Genomic DNA, 18,452 nt, shown 5'->3' with positions numbered 1-18,452 from the left:
TGCTTAATGCAAGGCTAAAGCCTTGCCCTACATGTCATTTTATTTAATTCATTTTTGCATTAAATCTTTTTTGGATTTAACACCTCCTGAAGGTCCAGGAAGATAATCTTTCATTCTCTCCCCAGCCTCCTCTAGCATTTTTTCCCTTCCTTCCTTAACCTCCCATATGGAAACAATCGGAAAAAGCTTTGAAAATATAACATAGAATAGAATAAACCACGCAAAGCAACCTATCATTAGAAATAACTCCACCCAGGTTGGTATGTATATACCCTGTTCGTAAGGAAGCCTCGGGTTCACAAGAGTGGGTACAACAATCGTAAATCTCTCAAGCCACATTCCTAAAACAACTGAAATCGATGCTATTACTGTTCCTGAAATTGTCCTTGTTTTTTTATTGCTTAAAATTATAAACGGGACTATGAAATTTGAAATTACCATAATCCAGAAATAAGGGGCATACTTTCCGATTAATCTTGAATAAAAAACAGCCATTTCCATTGGCTCATTCCCATAGAAAGTGGTAAGGTACTCAGCAAATGTGAAATAAAACCAGAGAAGAACCATAACCAGAAGAAGTATTCCAAGATTGTTAAAATGTATTGCTTTGATATATTCCTCAAGATGGTATACTTTCCTTAATATTGCCATTGCAATAATTATGGCTGCAATTCCTGAAAATATGGCACCAACCACAAAATAAGGTCCGAAAATTGTACTATGCCACATCGGCTGGATTGTCATCGCAAATACCCATGAAACAACTGTATGAACAGAAACAGCGATAGGAATTACAAGGACAGCCATTATTGAAATGGCCACCTCAAGTCTTCTTTTTTGCTTATCGTTTCCATTCCATCCTAAAGAGAGAATCCTGTAAAACCATTTTCTTTTTGAGATTCGATCTCTCATTATGGCAATGTCTGGAATTAATGGCAGATAGAGATAAACTGTACTTGCAATTATATAAGTGGCAATTGCAAAAACATCCCACAATAATGGCGAATAGATCCTTCCTTCAAATACTCCATTTTTTATAACATTCCATGCTCTATCAGGTCTTCCCAAATCTAAAATTATGTTGAAAGTGCCGATATAAAGAACAATTACTGTTATAACTTCTGCAGACCTTGTGATTGCCCTTCTCCATTCGGATTTTGAAATTCTTAAAATTGCAGAAATGAGAGTTCCCGAATGGCTTATTCCTATGAAGAAAACAAAGTTTGTGATATAAAGTCCCCAGAATACAGGCCTATTCAGTCCAGTAACACCAAGTCCATATTTTAATTGATAAGCCCATCCAAAATACCCAATAAACACTAACACGGCGAGGAAAAAGATGAATAAATAAAATTTCTTCCCTGTACGAACAATTGGAGAAAGTAAAATTTCCTCATCTCTATCTTTCATTCTTTATCTCCTTTAAGTATATTACCTTGGGTTCGGTTCCCAATTCTTCCAGTAATCTGAATGCCCTTTCACTTCTTGAAAGTATTGCAACTTCAGAAAGGGGATCGTCTAAATCACCGAAATACATGGCATTGGAAGGGCATATCTCGACGCATGCCGGAACATATTCGATATTATTTAAATCTTTGTTTTCAACCCTTGCTTTTTCTTTTGCTTTTACCAATCTGTGATAACAAAAGGTACATTTTTCTATCACTCCCTTTGTCCTTATGGAGACATCAGGATTAAGAGATTTTTTCATATCTTCTGGCCATTCAGGCTCATACCAATTAAAATATTTAGCAGTATATGGACACGCGTTAGCACAATATCTGCAACCAATGCACCTTGGATAGATTTGGGTTACAAGTCCTTCTTTATTCTTGTAAGTGGCTCCTACTGGACATACTCTAATACATGGCGGGTTTTCACAGTGAAAGCAAAGTCTCGGCAAAAAACTGATTTTAAACCCGTTTGATTCTTTCTCTTTTACCGAGATAATCTCCATCCAGGAAATTGCTCTTCCCTTTGAAGCTTCATCAGGTGATGAAAATGGCACATTATTTTCAATTTTACATGCAACAACGCATGCACCGCAGGCAGTACATCTATCAAGGTCAATTACCATTCCCCATCTTGTCATTTTACCTTCACGATTTATAAACTTTTACTCTTGTTGTTAAAAACACCATTGAACCTGATACATAGTCGTAATCATAGTTAATTATTTTAAAAACATTACTCCCTATCCCATCAGCCCATCTTCCATAATTTTTATGTCCAAATTCTACCGGAATACTTATAACTTCCTTTAAAGTCCCTTCAAAAAACCTTGCCTTTACTTTAATTCTGCCCTTTGATGATTCCACCCATATATAATCTCCGTCTGAGATATGCATTTCCTTAGCTATTTCAGGATGAATTTCTGCCCACGATTCCCATTTTTCGTTAATATAATTACCAGAAATCTCCTGGAGAAAAGGGAGATTTCCATCTCCTGTCATACGATTTGAATAAATCCTTATTAAATTCAACTGAAAAGGATAATCTACCTCATTTTCCCCATATCGAGGAGGCTCAAAATGAGGAAGATAAATAAAATCTCCTCTTTGACTTATTTTTAATTCATCTGACAGTTTTTCCAATTCATACTTTATTGAAGTTTTATTTTTTACTGCTCTTTTTTTACATATTTCCTCAAGTTTGTTTTTTAAAATCAAAGAATAAAACTCATATTTTTTTGAAGGGGTCCTGAAAACTCTCGACCATTCTGAGAAATAATAAGCAAAATCACACCATGCTCCTTCATTAAACAATGACTCTCTAAACCTCTCTAAATTTTCATACTTTGAAGTCCAGAAGCCCCTTTCCTCTAATTCTGCCATTTCTTTCTCCTCATCCTGATAAGATATTATCGTTCCGGAATTAGATTTAAAAATACCATCGATACTGAAATCGAGAACTTCTCTGTAATTTCTCCAGAGAAAGGATTCTCCAACACTTCCCCCAATCTTCTTTGCAACATGAATAATCAAGTCATAGAAATTCATCATGTTTCCAAATGATTCAACTGCAGGCTGCCCAACACTAAAAACAGTATATCTCCCTAAAGGAAATGCTATACAATCTTGCCAGCTCTCAAAAAAAGTAGACTTGGGGAGCACTAAATCCGCATAAACAGAACTTTCGTCTAAAAATGTGGAATGGCTGATGATAAATGAAATCTTTTCAAACAGATTTTTAAAATTACTATCCAAATTTTCAAAGAAAATGGGGTTGAAATTATCAAGGAGCAGAATTTCTACATCATATGGATCCCCTTTAATCCCTGAAATGGCAACCTGGTTAACCACATCTGTCGCTAAAGGAAACAAGTCGGTTCCCGCTTTATCGATTCTCGGTTTTTTAATTCCCTCCTCTGAAGTTCTATCATGGGTTACTGAAGGAAATGACTCAAGGGGTATTTCACTCGGGACGACAACCCCACCTTTTTTATCTATTGAACCAACAAGGGCATTTAATGAATGAATGATGAAATTAGAATAGAGGCTATTTGTATAATTTCCAACTCCCAAATCTACGATGGCTATAGCAGGTTTTGTTTCAGCAAACTCTTTGGCAATCCTTACTATATCAGCAACAGAAACGCCAGTCTTTACAGATATATCATCAAGATAATATTCTTTTGTAACAAAATCTTTAAATCCCTTATGCACAACACCACTCTCGTCTGTCCAATCAAAAAAACCAAAAGTGAAATTTTCGATAAACTCTTTGTCATAAAGTTCTTCTTTGATTAAAACATTTGCTATTCCTAATGCAAAAAGACCTTCGGTTCCAGGGTTTATCCTGATCCATTCATCAGCTTTATTCCCTGTATATGATAATCTCGGTTCTACATGAATAATTTTAGCTCTTTTTTCTCGACCCTGCCTGATGAATCCAAAAGCATTCATAGCCCTTACCGGAGATATCCAGTCCTCCAGGATGTGCGAACTAAAGGAAAGAATAAAATTTGTTTCTTCAAAATCATAAGCAAAAATGTCATCTATTCCATGGGTTAAATAATTAGCCTTCATAACAGGATTAAAATAAAGAGGATAGACTTTAACATAATTTGGAGTTCCATAAGCTTCTGCAAACCTTGAAATTAACATCTCTCCCACGCTTCTATTCCTGTTTCCCAGGATTACAAATTTTTCAGGCTCTTTTCTTTCTCTCAATTCCTTCAACTTAGTTGAAATTATTTCAATTGCCTCCTCCCATGATATTGGTTTCCATTCCTTCGAAAATCTATTACCAACTTTCTTGATTGGGGTCTTAATCCTGTCAGGATTGTAAATTAATTGAAGAGACGCCAGACCTTTAGGACATAATCCGCCCCTGTTGACTGGGTGGTACGGGTTTCCTTTTAAATTTATAACTCTTCCTTTTTTTACTTTAACCAAAACTCCACATCCACCAAAACACTGGTCACATATTGAAGGAATCCATTTTGAAGACATATCCTCTCTTTCTACAAAATTAATTAGAATATCTTTTTTACCGCAATTTGAAAGGGCTAATCCGGCTAAAGTGCTACCAGTAAGTTTAATAAAATTTCTCCTCTTCATCATTTTTTTTCTTTACCTATGACAGACAATACAATCCACATCTGCCGTTTTCTTTACATGACATGAAATGCACCATTTCATTGAAAACTCCCTGTAGGGCTTATTTACTGCATTTTTTCTTTCTTCCATATTTCCATGGCATTCACTACAATTTATTTTTCCAGTCACCACATGGATTCTATGGGAAAAATATGTATGGTCTGGAAGATTATTAACCTTTACCCATTTAATTGGATTTCTTCCTTTAATAGAATCAATAAGTTTTTTTTCTTCTGAGCTTTCTGAAAGCGAGTCTGAATGACAGGATTCACATGTCTCAATATTTGGAATCCCAGCAAATTCCTCTTTTTTCACATATTGATGGCAATCCTCACAACCCATCCCCTGACTTATATGAATAGAATGATTGAAATTTATCGGCTGTTCAAATAAGACTTCCTCTTTTTTAAAAATAAAGAACTTACTCACTATAAATAAAAATAGAGCCAATAATGTTAATTTAAATAATGACTTTATTATATCCATTCATTTATTTTTTTATTAATTTTTTTTCATCGGATGACATTTCAAATTCGATTTTTTCACTTTTAAATATACTCGGCAAATAAAGATAGGAAACCCATGCCCTTACATCTACTTTTTCATTTTCAGGAATACTATAAAATTCAAATTTTTCTATTCTTTTTTCCTTTGGACCTAACCTGTTATCCATCAAAACTTTTGTTGCACTGTAAAAAAAATCATAATCCTTTTGAATTTCTTTTCCCTTTTCATCAACAAGAAGTTTAAAGTACTCTTTTCTAATTATTTTTGGATATTCCATACTTTTTGTTTTAACACTGACGTATAAAATTAGTTTTCTGGATGGAATTCCTGTTGGAATCATATGCCCTGATCCAACATTCTCCATCACAACCTCAACATAGACCATATTATTTACTCTTTCAGTCTTCAAGATTCTGATTGAAACAGCTTTTTTTAATTGAATTATCGAATGACTGCCAGATATATCATGAAGATTTATCCATTTCTTCGTTGGTCTCTTTATACTCTCCTTCACCGCGTATCCGGGAGCTGCTGGCATATGACAGTTTTGACATATTACTCCTTCTTTATTGTAGGGTCCATTTTTCCATTCACTGTATGTTCCAAGAATAAGAACTCCATTATTATTTTTATATTCATGACATGAAGCACAGATAAGAGAAGTGGTATGAACGGATGAGAATGAGGCTGGATGTTCTGGGGATTCAACATTATAAAGAGGGCCATATTTTATTTTCCCGGTCTCAATTATAAATGGGATATTCTGGTTCAAATTTATATCTTTTATAGAATGACAAAAATCACAATTTATACCCTCTTTCGAAATATCCTTCTTTATTTCATAATCTTCGCTAATTGCGGCAATCGGAGCATGGCATACAACACATAGATATTTTGCTTTACCCTCCGTCTCTTTGTAAGCTTCCAAATAGGAAGCTTCAAAAATCGGGTCAGTAATTGACATTGAATGGAGGGAATTTTTCCAATAATTATATATATCTTTATGGCATTCTCCACATTTTTTGCTGTTCTCGAAATTAACCTTTTTTAACTGCGATTTTTTTGTTTCTGCAGTGATTCTAAACGAAATTAATAAGGTAAAAATAATCAAAAGAAATATAATAATTATCTTTTTCATCCATAAAAAATGAAGCAAAGTTCATGCCAAATATCTAAGTAATTGATAATTAATGTATTTTTATTTTAACGTAAAATTTGATTTATAAATTTTTTTAAAAAAGTATGAAATTTTTTTCAAAATGTATAATTGGAATCAGGAAATATTATGATTTTATTGTAAAAATTCAATATGACAAATCAGTACTCTCAACTGACAAAATTTGCATAAAATAAAGACATTTTAATCAAAATTATATTTTTTAATCTTTCTATATAAATTTCTTTCGCTTATTCCCAGGACATCTGCAACTTGTCGTCTATTTCCCCCAAATCTATTCAGAAGATAACTGATATACTTTTTTTCCATCTCTTTTAAAGAAACATCCTCTTTCAAAAATAAAAAGCTTTCCCTGTTTTCCTCAATCAGGTCTGAGGGAAGATCAGAAGCTGAAATGACTTCATTCTTTGATATAATTAAAAGCCTCTCTATTATATTTCTCAATTCTCTTACATTTCCGGGCCATGAATAATTATTAAATATTTTCAATACTTCATCTGACAATTTTTTCTTTTCTCCTCCTGGTGGTACTAATTTTTCAATAAAATATTCTGCCAAAAGAGGAATATCCTCTTTTCTCATTCTGAGAGGGGGAATCCATATGTTGAATACATTTAAACGATAAAATAGATCTTCTCTAAATTTTCCCTCTTTCACAAGCTCTTTCAGGGAGGTGTTTGTTGCTACTATAACTCTTACATCAACTTTTATCTCCTTTACTCCTCCAACTCTCATAAAAGTTCCCTTCTCGATTATACCTAAAAGTTTTATCTGAAAAGAAGTAGGAATTACTCCGACCTCATCAAGAAAAATTGTTCCACCATCAGCGATTTCAAAAAGACCGTATTTTAGTTGAGTAGCACCGGTAAAAGACCCCTTTTCATGTCCAAAAAGTTCACTCTGGAGTAATGACTCTTGGTAAGCTCCACAATCTAAAGTTACAAAAGGCTTGTTCTGACGATTGCTTTTTTTGTGTATCAATCTTGCAATAACTTCTTTTCCAACTCCACTTTCCCCTTCAATCAAAACTGTAGAATTTGTAGGGGCTACCTGAGAAACTAAATCCAATACTTTCTTAATTTCTTTGCTCTTCCCAATAACATCCGGATAATATTCCTTCCTGGCTATTTGCAATTTTAATCTGACATTTTCTTCTTCAAGTTTTTTCTTTTCATAAGCTTTTTTTATAGTAGATTCAAGCTCTTCCAATGAACATGGCTTTACAAGATAATTGTACGCCCCTGCCTTAATACAATTTACTGCTCCGCCAATATTTCCGTATGCGGTGAGTATAATTACTTCAGTACTCGAAGAGCTATCTTTAATAATTTTTAAAAGTTCTTCTCCGTTTAAATCGGGCATCCTCATGTCGAGAATGATTACATCAAATTCATTGTAGAGTCTTCTCTGAATAACTTCTTTTCCACTTCTGATAGCATTTACGTTAAATCCTAAAATGGAAAGTTCTTTTGAGATAACTTTTCTAAAAACATCATCGTCATCGACTAACAACACATTTATTTTTCTTTCAGTCATGACAATTCCTTTGCCAATGGAAATTTTATTTCAACTTTCGTTCCTTTTCCGACCTCACTCTCTACCGATATTTCTCCTTTATGGTTTTTTATAATATTGTAAGCAATAAAAAGACCCAGCCCTGTTCGTTTATTATTTGACTTACCACTGTAAAAAGGCTCAAAGATTTTATCAATTTCCTTTTTAGCAATTCCTGCTCCTGTATCTTCAATAATAACTCTTCCATATGAATTATCTTTTTGAATCGAAATTTTCAATATTCCACCATTATGCATTGCATCTATTGAATTCAAGATTACGTTTAAAAAAACCTGCTGAATCTGTGTTTCATCTCCACGAATATAAAACTTCTCTTCTCCAAATTCTTTTACAAGAGAAATATTTAATCTCTCGAGCTGGAACTTATTCAGTGAAATAACATTTTCAAGGCATCGGATTAAATCAAGAGGTTGGAATAAAAAAGATGCTTTCTTTGAAAGATGAAGTAATCTTTCTGTTAAATTTTTTATTTTTAAAATTTCATTTTCAATTAATTCTAAGTACTCAAGGGCATCGTTTTCCACGGTTCTCCTTTTCAATCCTTGAACACAAGTAGAAATTGAACCAAGAGGATTATTTATCTCATGGGAAATTCCTGAAACAAGAAATCCAAGAGAAGCAAGCCTTTCCTTATGGTTTAGATCCATTTCAAGTTTCTTTCTTTCTGTTACATCTCTCCAGACTTCAACAACCTGAAACACTTCTCCATCTTTTCTAAAAAGCCCAGAGGAATATATTTCATAGAAATGTTTATTTCCTTTCCTGTCTTTTATTGTTCTAAAAACAAGAGCTGGTTTTCCGGTGCGAAATGTTATTTCTGCAGCACAATCTTCATTATATCCCTTGCATTGATAAGAAAATCTCCTGCCTGAGGAATAACAGACCTCGCCTTCTATTTTTTCCTTTTTTTTGATCAGATTTTTAAAGGAACTGTTAGTAAGAACTATATTAAAATTCCTATCAACAACTACTACGCCCTCATTTATAGAGTTTAACATGTTTTCAATGTATTCTTTATTCTTCTGTAGCTCTTTATAAGATTCTCTAACACGTTCAGTCATCCAGTTAAACTTTTCTGCAAGCTCACCAATCTCATCTCTTGAGTAAATAGAAACCTTTTCATCAAGAGCACCCTTTCCAATTTTTTCTATACTCTTCAGCATTTTTTTTAGTTTTTCAAGGATTGACTTACTCAGGATAAAATATAAAATTAAAATTATTACGATCGTAGTTAAAAATGTCCATAATACAATTCTCTTCAAACTGAGAATAAGTTGCTTCTTTATCGGATCAGTAGAAAAATCAATTATAAGAACACCATTGATTTTATTTTCTTTTGAGTGACATCCAAAACATTTAGGGCTGTTAAAAATTGGGGTAACATTTCTTAGCACCTCTTCTCCTTTAGAAAATTTAAAGATAACAGTCTTTCCTCTAAATCTTGGCTCATATTTATGGCACAGAAGACATGTCTCATCCTTTTCATTAAGAACTTTATTTATCATGCGTTCTTGAGATGAGATTTTTATCTGACCTTTCTTATCAAGAACGATTACAGATTTAACCCCTTCTTCTTTGGCGATTTCCTGGACTATTGAAGCTACTACCGTCAATTTTCCCACCATCATTGCTTCTTCTAATCCCTTCTGAACAAGTTTGCTCATCTGAGTGGTGGATTCAATAAGACCTGACAATAACTGGTTTCTATGATGAAAATATAGATTAATTCCGAATAAAAACAATAAAACTGCAAGGGTCAACGTTACAAAAAAAATTATCTTAAATTTTAAACTCTTATACCATTTAAACATGTTTTTCCATTAATTTCTTAATAATTATAAAAATTAATAGGAAAAAAAATCAAATTTCATTTTATAAAACCATACATAAAAAGGAATTATGCCCCTTTTATATTAAAAGAGGTCAACCATCTTCTGAGCGACATATCGACGAGCATCTGAAAAATCTGTGAAGGGAGGGAGAATAATCTCCTATATTTAAGATTTCCGAAAGAGAAAAGATAAAGCGAACGGGAGCGAGAGAGGATTTAGAAGATGAGAGAAGATATGACCTTGAGAGATAGGAGATTATTTGAGGGAACGAGCATAGATTTTTATGCGAGGAGATCTGAGCGAAGGGGATGGTTGGCCTCTTTAAAAAGATTCGGATGTTTTCCTAATTCTATTTATTTCCTACCCAATATAGTCAGGTAATCTTCATATATATCCACATCTATTAAAAATGCTTCATCATAAATCTCTACTTCTTCTATATTCCTGGAATTCTTTCTAATTATTTCTCTAAGTCCAATATTTTCTTTAAGACCCGCTAAATTTTTTAAATATTTTATGGGAAAAATTGTTGGATGTCCTCTTCTTTCTTCATAAACCGGGATAATAATTTTCTGAGGGTTTTTGTTAAAGTTTTCTACCAATCGATTTATAAGGGATGTGGTAATAAGAGGAAGGTCTGAGGGGGATACCATTATTCCCCTCGAATTTTTATTTACCATTTTAAGTCCTAAAGATACCGAATCCTTCATTTCACTTTCTTTATAAGGATTAAGACATAATTTTACCCGATAATTTTTAACGATCTTTTTTAATTGTAAATCATCTTTCCTGATAACAATAATGGTTTCTACAATATATGAATTTAAAAAAGCTCCGAGAATTGTTTCAATAATTGTGGAATCTTTAAAAGGAAGGAGCTGTTTTGAGTTTCCTATTCTTTCAGATTTTCCAGCAGCAAGAAGAATTGCAGAAACTTTATTCAATTCCCGGTCAATGAACTTAAAGTCTTGTCGATTAAATTTTTTACTAAATCCAGTTTATAATCATTCATTTCCATTGAAGTTGCTCCCTGAACAGCCACATCAGAGGCAATTTTAATAATTTTTTCATTTAATTTTTTGTCTTTAATTGATTCTTCCACCCTTGACGCTCTCAATGGAACAGGTGCTACACCACCAATTGCAATCCTTGAAAAATTACATACTCCTTTCTGTACTTCAAAGATTCCTGCAAGGTTAACAATAGCAAAAGACCATACTGCGCGGTCTGATACTTTAAAAAATCTTTCTTCTATTTTCTTCTTCTTTTTGGGAATCAATATCTCTGAAAGTATATCATTTCTATCAAGGATTGTTTCTTTCTTTACATCTTTATCAGTGTTAACAAAAAACCTTTCAAGGTCAATGATTTTTTCTTCTTTTTTATTCATTATCTTCACTTTTGCATCTAAGGCAATTAAAGCTACAGCAGGATCTGATGGATGAACATAGTAACATCCCCCTGGAGAAAATATTGCATGGTATCTATTATCTCCTTGAACTGCATAACAGATGGTTCCATCTTTTCTCAGGCAATTAAAATTGCCTCTGAAGTACCAACATCTTGGTCTCTGACACAGATTTCCACCAATGGTTCCTTGATTTCTTACCTGAGGAGAAGCAGCTTTTAAACAAGATTCAACCAGAATCCCATAATTTTTCTTAATAATTTCATTTTGAGTAATCTCAGAAAGTGTAACCAGAGATCCAATTCTTAGGAAATTTTCATCTTCTCTTACAAATTTAAGCTCTTTGATTCCTTTGATGTTGATTAGAATCTCAGGATCTTCAATCCATTCTTTCAATAGACTTATCAGATCAACGCCCCCTGCGATTATTTTTGCTTTATCTCCATGCATTTCAAGATAATTAAGCGCTTCTCCTATAGTTTTCGGGGTTAAATATTCAAAATTTTTCATAATTTTTCTCCTTGTTTCTTCATTCCTTTAATTATCCTTTCTTTTGTGACAGGCGCTGAAGTAAATCTAATACCTGTAGCATTATAGATTGCGTTTGCAATTGCTGGAGCCACGGGGATTGTTGGAGGTTCGCCTATACCTTTTGCATTAATTTCATTAGCTGGATAAAAAACATTGGAATCTATTATCTCAACATCTATTGGATAATCTAAAAAAGTAGGAATTTTGTAATCTCCGAAATTTGGGTTTAAATGCTTTCCAGTTCTCCTATCCATTATCCTGTTTTCTAAAAGACCATATCCTATGCCCATCGCAATTCCACCGTAAATCTGACTCTTCCATGTTTTTGGATTTATTACTCTTCCTGAATCATGGGCAGCTAAATATTTTAATATTTTTACTTCACCTGTTTTTCTGTCTATTTCAACTTCAGCAAAATGAGCCCCAACGCTTTTTAACGACTTATCAGGATTAGGCCCTCTTTCTCCTTTTCCAATTAGCATTCTGCCTGGGCTTCTTCTCGCAATTAAAGCAAAGGTGATATTTTTTTCAGGTTTATCTTTAACAAAAACTATTCCATCTTTTATATCAAGTTTTTCCATATCTTCTTCCAGATATATAGATGCCATCGATAGAATCTGAAGTTTAACATCGTAAGCAGCCTGTCTAACAGCAGGACCGCTTGAGGCAACTGTTATGCTTCCATAACTCGGTAATGTGTAAGGAGTTGTCTCTGTATCTGCATTTGTTACTGTAATAGATTTTACTGGAATTTTTAATTCTTCAGCTACAATCTGAGAAAGAACTGTTCTCGTTCCTGTTCCGAGGTCTGCTGCGCCGGTAATAAGATTAATACTTCCATCCTGATTTACTTTAATTATTGCATTCGCAGGTGGTCCACCTCCTCCAAACCATATCTGACATGCAAGGCCAATTCCATAATTTTTATCACCAATTTCTTTTTTAATTTTTTTCTTCTTTTCCCATTCAAATTTTTCCCGTCCTAATATGAGACATTCTTTCAGTCCGTGACTTGCATAAGGTTTTCCGGACTGCGGGTCGACCTCAGGAATATTTTTCAATCTGAATTCAACAGGATCCATTCCTATTTTTTCTGCAGCAATATCCATTATCTGCTCAAGAGCCCAGGTTCCCTGAACATAACCCGGAGCTCTCATGGGAAGAGGCGTTGGAGTATGAGTAAACACAGCATAACTTTCTGTTTTTAAATTTGGAATATTATAAAGAGTCTGAACAGGGCCTTCGCAGCTTCCGAGTCCGATTCCTACAGGATAGGCTCCTATTTGATTTATCGATCTCATGGAGAGGGAAGTTATGGTTCCATCTTTTTTTACACCAATCTTTAAATACTGCTTTGATGGAGGCCTGTAGTTAGGAGCTTCAAAGTCTTCCTTCCTTGATAGAATGACTTTTACAGGTTTCCCTGTTTTCTTAGATAACAAAGCAGCAATTATTGTATATTTTCCAGCTGAATTCTTTGAGCCAAATCCTCCTCCCATGTATGTTCCAATCACCCTTATCTTGTCAAATGGATGATTTAAAGTGTTAGCAATAGCTTCCTGCACTCCAAAAACTCCCTGGGTTGATTCCCACACTGTTAGTTTATCTCCTTTCCAGTATGCTACAGTTCCATGCAGTTCCATCGTGGCATGCTGGGAAACTTCAGTAGAAAAATTCTCTTCTATTATAAAATCTGCCTCACTGAAACCCTTTTCAACGTCTCCCCTCTGGTAAACCGATGGCTCCAGGGATTCTACCCTTCCCCTCCTGAACTGATTTCCAATGTTCCCTCCTGGAACCACCTCAAGAGCTCCTGGCTTCATTGCTTCCTCAGGGTCAATCACAAACGGAAGAGGTGTAAAATCAACCTCAATTGCTCTAACAGCTTCTTCTGCTATATTCCTTGTAATTGCAGCAACAGCTGCAATCTCTTCCCCTGAATATTTAGTTTCTTCCTTTACAAAGATTGGTAATCCTCCTGCCAGCTTCATTTCTCCAGTATCATTTGCAGTTATCACTGCTTTTACTCCTGGAATCTTCAATGCTTTATCAATGTTAATATTGTTAATTTTTGCATGGGGATAAGGGGACCTCAGAATAGCTCCATACAACATAGAAGGAAGAGAAACATCAAATGTGTATTTTGCCTTTCCTGTTACAATCTCATTTCCATCCACCCTGTGAATTTCTTTTCCAACAACTTCTGTTTTTCCCCACACAGGAAGCTCTGGAACTTTTGCTGCTATCGTTTTTATTACTCTTCCTTCAATTTCTACTTCTGTAACAACATATTCATATTTCTTTTGCTTCTCCATTTCTCGCCTCCTTATTTTCCACTTCTGCTTAGAGAAATTGCAGCTTCCATAATATCTTTATAAACTCCACATCTGCACAAGTTTCCGGACAGTGCAATTATTATATCTTCCTTAGAAGGTGCTGGGTTAACATCATACAATCCCTTTAAGGACATTATCTCCCCTGGAGTACAGAATCCACATTGAAAAGCATTATGTTCAATAAATGCTTTTTGAACTGGATGGAGCTCGCCATTTTTTGAAAGACCCTCAATTGTCTCAATTTTTTTACCATCACAATCAACAGCTAAAATGCTACAGGAATAAAAGGCTTTTCCATCTATAAGAACAGTACATGCTCCACATTCTGAGGAGTTGCAGCCCATTTTTGTTCCGGCCAATTCTAAATAATCTCTCAATAATTCGAGCAAAGTTGCTCTATTTTCAACCTCCATATCATACAAAATTCCATTAACCCATATATTTATTTTTGCTCTTTTTTGAGTTTCACCTAAGGATTCATATATAACCTGGCTTTCAGCACCTTTTGGATAAACAATTCCTGTAGCAATTCCAGCTCCAAGACCTTTCAAAAAATTTCTTCTTGAAATTCCCTTTGTTTTCTTAATTTTTTCCTTGTCCATTTTTATCTCCTATAAACTTAATATAAACACATTAAAGAAAGCATGTCATTACAAGGCTGACAAAGTCAGCTGAAGCAATCTCAAAAGAATTAGATTGTCACGCCCTTTGGACCCGCAATTACAATGTAAAAATCTTTTTTGCTTATATATAGTTTCTCTTTAAAAAGGTGATTTCTTTATCCCTTTTATTTTTAATTTTTATTATTTCTGCCATTATGCTCAAGGCAATCTCTTCAGGAGATTCTGCACCAATATCGATTCCGATCGGAGAACGAACTTTTTTTAAATATATTTCTGAGATCCCTTCTTTCTTTAGAGTCTCAAATATTGTATTTATCTTTCTTCTACTTCCAATCATCCCTATATACGCAGCCTCTTTTTCAACTATATTTTTAAGAATTTTCTGATCCAAACTGTGTTCTCTATTTACAAGAACGCAGAAGGAATTTGAATTAATTTTCAAATTCTTTAACATTCCATCCCAGCTATCGCAGATTATTTCATCAGCCTCAGGGAATCTTTCTCTGTTTGCAAAATCTTTTCTGTCGTCCAGAATAACAATTTTAAAATTAAAATTCTTTGCAATTTTATACAATTCCATTCCCACATGTCCAGCTCCCATGATTAAAATTTCTGGTTTTTCGAAAAAACTTTCAAAAAATATTGTCACCCTTTTATCTTCAAAGTTCAGAGTTGAAAGGTATGGGAAAGATTTAATACTCGATTCTAACATTTCTTTCTGGATTAAATTATTTATAAAATTATTTCCGCTATCTTTTACAAAACTCCCATTCTTTTTTATCAGAACTCTTTCTCCTGGAAAAAGATTTTCTACGTTTTCACAGGTAATGACAGTGCCTGAGATTAATTCTTCTTCTCTATTCTCCATCAATAAATTTATCCACTCAAGACTATCAATTTTTTCTAAAAACACTTGCATTTTTCCGCCACAAATTCCAACTCCTTTTGCTTCCTTTCCTTCATAAAATTTGAGTTCTAAAACTCTATTATTTCCGCCTTCAAAAATTTCCTCTGCTGCTTTTATGACCTCGGCTTCAGCAAGCCCTCCTCCAACAGAACTGACAATAGTGCCATCTCTCTTTATTATCATCTTTGCTCCAATTCTTCTCGGAGTGGAGCCTTTAGCATCTATAACTGTGGCGATTACAACCTCTTTATCTTTTTCAATAATTTCTTTCAGCTCTTTTAGAATATCCATTTTCATCATTTAATATTATCTAAAAATAAAAAGTCAAATTTTAAGTATAATAGAAAGCAATTAAAATTTTGTGGCGGTTAACAATTTAGGAAAGCCTCAAAAAATCTTATTGACAAGATTTATTCGAGGTGAATTTTTTATATTTTAGTGCAGCTAAAACTTGATATTCCTGAGATTAAAGCTATACAATTTTGTATATACCATGAAAATTAAAATCGGACTTTTGAGGCAAATATTTGTAACAGCATTAGAAAAAAAATTAAAAAGGAGAAAATTTATGAATCCAATCAGATCAAAAGTTAACTTAATTGTGGGATTGTTAGCTATTTTTATTTTTTCTTTATTTATAGGAGCTTCAGAGGTTGAAAGTGGATATAAAGAAGGGATTTTTGTAAAAACAAAGGATGGAAAATATGAACTAAAAATTAACGCAAGAATTCAATTTTTAGGTTATTATTCTTCTTTTGAAAACAAAATCCCTTCTGAAAAAGGATTCAGCATAAGGAGGGCGAGATTATATTTTAAAGGAAATGGTTTCTATCCCTGGCTAAAATATTACACTCAACTAACAATGGAAGGAGATAAAATTTCTTTAAGGGACTTCTACCTTGATTTTGAAAAAAACAAAAAAATCTCTCCAAAAATTGGGCAATATAAAGTCCCCTTTAACAGAGAATTCCTTACTTCTTCCGCTGACCTCCAATTGGTTGATCGTTCTATTATCAACAATGAATTTGAAGTAGGTCGTGACATAGGAATGAGTTTAGTAGGAAATTTTAACAGTAGATTTAATTATTTTATAGGAATATTTAACGGATCTGGAAAGTATTATAAAAATCTTGATAAAGATCTTTTATATGCAGGAAGAGTCATGTGGACACCCGCTGGAGAATTAAAATACTCTCAATCTTCTCTCGAATATCCAGAAAATCCTATTTTTGCCTTAGGAGCTGCTTTTGCATATTTTCCTGGATATGAGCCTTTAAAAGAAAACTCCGAAGATAGAAAAACCCTCTCAAATGCGGTAAAAACTGTATCAACTGGAACAAGTGATGTTTCACAATTTGTATTAGATTTTGCATTTAAATATAAAGGGTTTTCTTTAGAGGGAGATTATCATTATAGAAATATCACACCTGAGGAACTTAGTGCTAAAAAATTAGAATCATATGGCTTCAGAATTCAGGGAGGTTATCTTTTTGAATCAAAGAGATGGGAAATAGCTTTAAGGTATTCTTCCTTAGATCCAAATATTTCAAAAGAAAATGACATTCAGAAAGAAATCACAGCTGGCTTAAACTATTTTATTCAGAGACATAAATTAAAGATACAGGGGGATTATTCTTATTTAATTAAAGAAATTGGAAATAGAAAGGAAAAAGAAACCCGCTTAAGAACTCAACTACAATTTTACTTTTAATGTTTTTCTGGGTTTATTTTCGATAATTTAATCAAATTTAATTCTATATTGTATTTTCTTTTTTAATTTTTAAAAGCTATATCTACCCTATAATGAAAATAATCATTCATAAAAATTTTTTTACGATAAAATCAGCTAATTCAGATAATTCATTTAAATTGAATACAGGAACATTTAAATCAAATTTTTTATCTGAGACAATGGCAATGAGATTATCCTTCTCAGTGCACAAAAGTTCTCCATGCAAATCTTTTCTGAATACCTCAATTTTAGGGCAGGAGCTCCTTTTAAATCCTTCAGCAAGTACTAAATCAACCCCTTCGATGAACTTTTTTCTTAGCTCATCAAGATTGTATTCTTTCTCTATATCTTTTATTAAAGCAATCTTCTTCGGAGAAGTAATCAAAACAAAAGAAGCCCCTGCTTTTTTATGTCTGTATGAATCCTTCCCCTCCCTGTCCACATCAAATCCATGGATATCATGTTTAATTGTTCCTATTTTGAATCCTCTCTTTTTTAGCTCAGGGATTAATTTCTCAATAAGAGTTGTTTTACCTGAATCAGATTTCCCAACGATGCAGATGATAGGTATCATCGAGCTTCGCATTTCATGCCTTACACCTCTTGCTCTTCTTTTTATTCAAGAGTTTTTGAATCTTAATTGCTTTGTTCAGATCTTCTTCAGTATTAATATTAAAAAAACTTAATTTTTCAGGGTCATATCTTCTAATTTCATCCTCCTTAACGATTCTCAGTTTCACCTCATTAAAAAAATCAAAAATTCTTAAATTATCTTTTTTAATTAGGTCTTCGATATAATTTATGCACCTTTTGGAATAAACAGCGTGAAGGGGCTCAAATCCTGATTTAAATTTTGCAACAACTACATCATTTCCTTCAGATATATTTTTAAAATACTCAATAAGAGATAAATTCAAAAAAGGCATGTCGCATCCAGCAAAGAAAGAATGATAGCTGGATGAAAAATTTAATCCACTGTAAATTCCTCCAATCGCGCCTTTCTCAGAATATATATCAGGATAAATCTTTACATCCGATCCTGAAAAATTTCTTTCATAACCTTTTAGTTTCTTCTCGGATGTTATTATTAAAACCTCTTTAAAGGATTTTCTTAATTTTGATACAATCCTTTCTATTAATAATTCTCCATTCAGCTTAATTTCAGCTTTATCCTTTCTAAACCTCTTCCCTTCTCCTCCTGCCAAAATTATCCCGGTCAATCA

Annotated in this window: 15 protein-coding genes; 1 reads left to right on the top strand and 14 read right to left on the bottom strand. The window is 33.4% G+C overall.

Annotated features, from left to right (window positions below; all coding sequences use genetic code 11):
• Positions 1-48: 48 nt before the first annotated feature.
• From nrfD to AB1410_02050, 12 genes are all read right to left on the bottom strand, one after another.
• Positions 49-1,410 carry an NrfD/PsrC family molybdoenzyme membrane anchor subunit gene (gene nrfD / locus AB1410_02105; GenBank protein MEW6455495.1) on the bottom strand — a complete coding sequence of 454 codons (1,362 nt, stop codon included), beginning with the start codon at positions 1,408-1,410 and terminating at the stop codon, positions 49-51.
• Positions 1,400-2,092: a 4Fe-4S dicluster domain-containing protein gene (locus tag AB1410_02100; GenBank protein MEW6455494.1), complete on the bottom strand. Its 693-nt coding sequence runs from the start codon at positions 2,090-2,092 to the stop codon at positions 1,400-1,402. Before AB1410_02100 ends, nrfD begins: the two co-directional genes overlap by 11 nt.
• A gap of 7 nt (positions 2,093-2,099) precedes the next feature.
• Positions 2,100-4,565, bottom strand: a complete 2,466-nt coding sequence (locus AB1410_02095; protein ID MEW6455493.1) for a molybdopterin-dependent oxidoreductase — start codon at positions 4,563-4,565, stop codon at positions 2,100-2,102.
• Between the two features lie 9 nt (positions 4,566-4,574).
• Entirely contained in the window at positions 4,575-5,087 is a 513-nt protein-coding gene (locus AB1410_02090; protein MEW6455492.1) for a cytochrome c3 family protein, read from the bottom strand.
• Positions 5,088-5,091: 4 nt separating this feature from the next.
• A complete protein-coding gene (locus AB1410_02085; protein MEW6455491.1) occupies positions 5,092-6,246 on the bottom strand; it encodes a multiheme c-type cytochrome in 1,155 nt (384 codons plus the stop codon).
• A gap of 222 nt (positions 6,247-6,468) precedes the next feature.
• On the bottom strand, positions 6,469-7,821 hold the full coding sequence (locus tag AB1410_02080) for a sigma-54 dependent transcriptional regulator (GenBank protein MEW6455490.1): 1,353 nt from the start codon (positions 7,819-7,821) through the stop codon (positions 6,469-6,471).
• On the bottom strand, positions 7,818-9,671 hold the full coding sequence (locus AB1410_02075; protein ID MEW6455489.1) for an ATP-binding protein: 1,854 nt from the start codon (positions 9,669-9,671) through the stop codon (positions 7,818-7,820). The genes AB1410_02080 and AB1410_02075 overlap by 4 nt, the downstream gene beginning before the upstream one ends.
• Positions 9,672-10,045: 374 nt before the next feature.
• Complete coding sequence (locus AB1410_02070) at positions 10,046-10,636, bottom strand: nucleotidyltransferase family protein (GenBank protein MEW6455488.1); 591 nt, start codon at positions 10,634-10,636, stop codon at positions 10,046-10,048.
• Positions 10,633-11,610 (bottom strand): xanthine dehydrogenase family protein subunit M, encoded by a 978-nt coding sequence (locus tag AB1410_02065; GenBank protein ID MEW6455487.1) that lies wholly within the window; start codon positions 11,608-11,610, stop codon positions 10,633-10,635. Before AB1410_02065 ends, AB1410_02070 begins: the two co-directional genes overlap by 4 nt.
• Entirely contained in the window at positions 11,607-13,946 is a 2,340-nt protein-coding gene (locus AB1410_02060; GenBank protein ID MEW6455486.1) for a xanthine dehydrogenase family protein molybdopterin-binding subunit, read from the bottom strand. The genes AB1410_02065 and AB1410_02060 overlap by 4 nt, the downstream gene beginning before the upstream one ends.
• Positions 13,947-13,957: 11 nt before the next feature.
• The gene (locus AB1410_02055) at positions 13,958-14,569 is read right to left on the bottom strand and encodes a (2Fe-2S)-binding protein (GenBank protein ID MEW6455485.1); all 612 of its coding nucleotides are present in this window, start codon (positions 14,567-14,569) and stop codon (positions 13,958-13,960) included.
• Positions 14,570-14,711: 142 nt separating this feature from the next.
• Entirely contained in the window at positions 14,712-15,797 is a 1,086-nt protein-coding gene (locus tag AB1410_02050; GenBank protein ID MEW6455484.1) for an XdhC/CoxI family protein, read from the bottom strand.
• Between the two features lie 268 nt (positions 15,798-16,065).
• On the opposite strand from AB1410_02050, the gene AB1410_02045 reads away from it, so the two are divergent.
• Positions 16,066-17,208 carry a porin gene (locus AB1410_02045; protein ID MEW6455483.1) on the top strand — a complete coding sequence of 381 codons (1,143 nt, stop codon included), beginning with the start codon at positions 16,066-16,068 and terminating at the stop codon, positions 17,206-17,208.
• Positions 17,209-17,314: 106 nt separating this feature from the next.
• On the opposite strand, the gene mobB is transcribed toward AB1410_02045, so the two are convergent.
• Together mobB and AB1410_02035 are read right to left on the bottom strand one after the other, a co-directional pair.
• Positions 17,315-17,815, bottom strand: coding sequence for a molybdopterin-guanine dinucleotide biosynthesis protein B (gene mobB / locus AB1410_02040; GenBank protein MEW6455482.1), 501 nt, complete (start codon positions 17,813-17,815; stop codon positions 17,315-17,317).
• A gap of 1 nt (position 17,816) precedes the next feature.
• On the bottom strand, positions 17,817-18,449 hold the full coding sequence (locus tag AB1410_02035) for a molybdenum cofactor guanylyltransferase (GenBank protein MEW6455481.1): 633 nt from the start codon (positions 18,447-18,449) through the stop codon (positions 17,817-17,819).
• Positions 18,450-18,452 lie beyond the last annotated feature (3 nt).

Source organism: Acidobacteriota bacterium, from assembly GCA_040756905.1.
Lineage (GTDB): Bacteria > Acidobacteriota > Aminicenantia > JBFLYD01 > JBFLYD01 > JBFLYD01.
This window is presented reverse-complemented; position numbering and strand designations above follow the sequence as displayed.

What these genes read in the sequence shown, in the direction of transcription:
- AB1410_02100 (MEW6455494.1), bottom strand. Translation starts at nt 2,092, where the DNA reads ATGACAAGATGGGGAATGGTAATTGACCTTGATAGATGTACTGCCTGC.
- mobB (MEW6455482.1), bottom strand. Translation starts at nt 17,815, where the DNA reads ATGCGAAGCTCGATGATACCTATCATCTGCATCGTTGGGAAATCTGAT.
- AB1410_02055 (MEW6455485.1), bottom strand. Translation starts at nt 14,569, where the DNA reads ATGGACAAGGAAAAAATTAAGAAAACAAAGGGAATTTCAAGAAGAAAT.
- nrfD (MEW6455495.1), bottom strand. Translation starts at nt 1,410, where the DNA reads ATGAAAGATAGAGATGAGGAAATTTTACTTTCTCCAATTGTTCGTACA.
- AB1410_02095 (MEW6455493.1), bottom strand. Translation starts at nt 4,565, where the DNA reads ATGATGAAGAGGAGAAATTTTATTAAACTTACTGGTAGCACTTTAGCC.
- AB1410_02085 (MEW6455491.1), bottom strand. Translation starts at nt 6,246, where the DNA reads ATGAAAAAGATAATTATTATATTTCTTTTGATTATTTTTACCTTATTA.
- AB1410_02045 (MEW6455483.1), top strand. Translation starts at nt 16,066, where the DNA reads ATGAATCCAATCAGATCAAAAGTTAACTTAATTGTGGGATTGTTAGCT.
- AB1410_02080 (MEW6455490.1), bottom strand. Translation starts at nt 7,821, where the DNA reads ATGACTGAAAGAAAAATAAATGTGTTGTTAGTCGATGACGATGATGTT.
- AB1410_02075 (MEW6455489.1), bottom strand. Translation starts at nt 9,671, where the DNA reads ATGTTTAAATGGTATAAGAGTTTAAAATTTAAGATAATTTTTTTTGTA.
- AB1410_02060 (MEW6455486.1), bottom strand. Translation starts at nt 13,946, where the DNA reads ATGGAGAAGCAAAAGAAATATGAATATGTTGTTACAGAAGTAGAAATT.
- AB1410_02090 (MEW6455492.1), bottom strand. Translation starts at nt 5,087, where the DNA reads ATGGATATAATAAAGTCATTATTTAAATTAACATTATTGGCTCTATTT.
- AB1410_02050 (MEW6455484.1), bottom strand. Translation starts at nt 15,797, where the DNA reads ATGATGAAAATGGATATTCTAAAAGAGCTGAAAGAAATTATTGAAAAA.
- AB1410_02065 (MEW6455487.1), bottom strand. Translation starts at nt 11,610, where the DNA reads ATGAAAAATTTTGAATATTTAACCCCGAAAACTATAGGAGAAGCGCTT.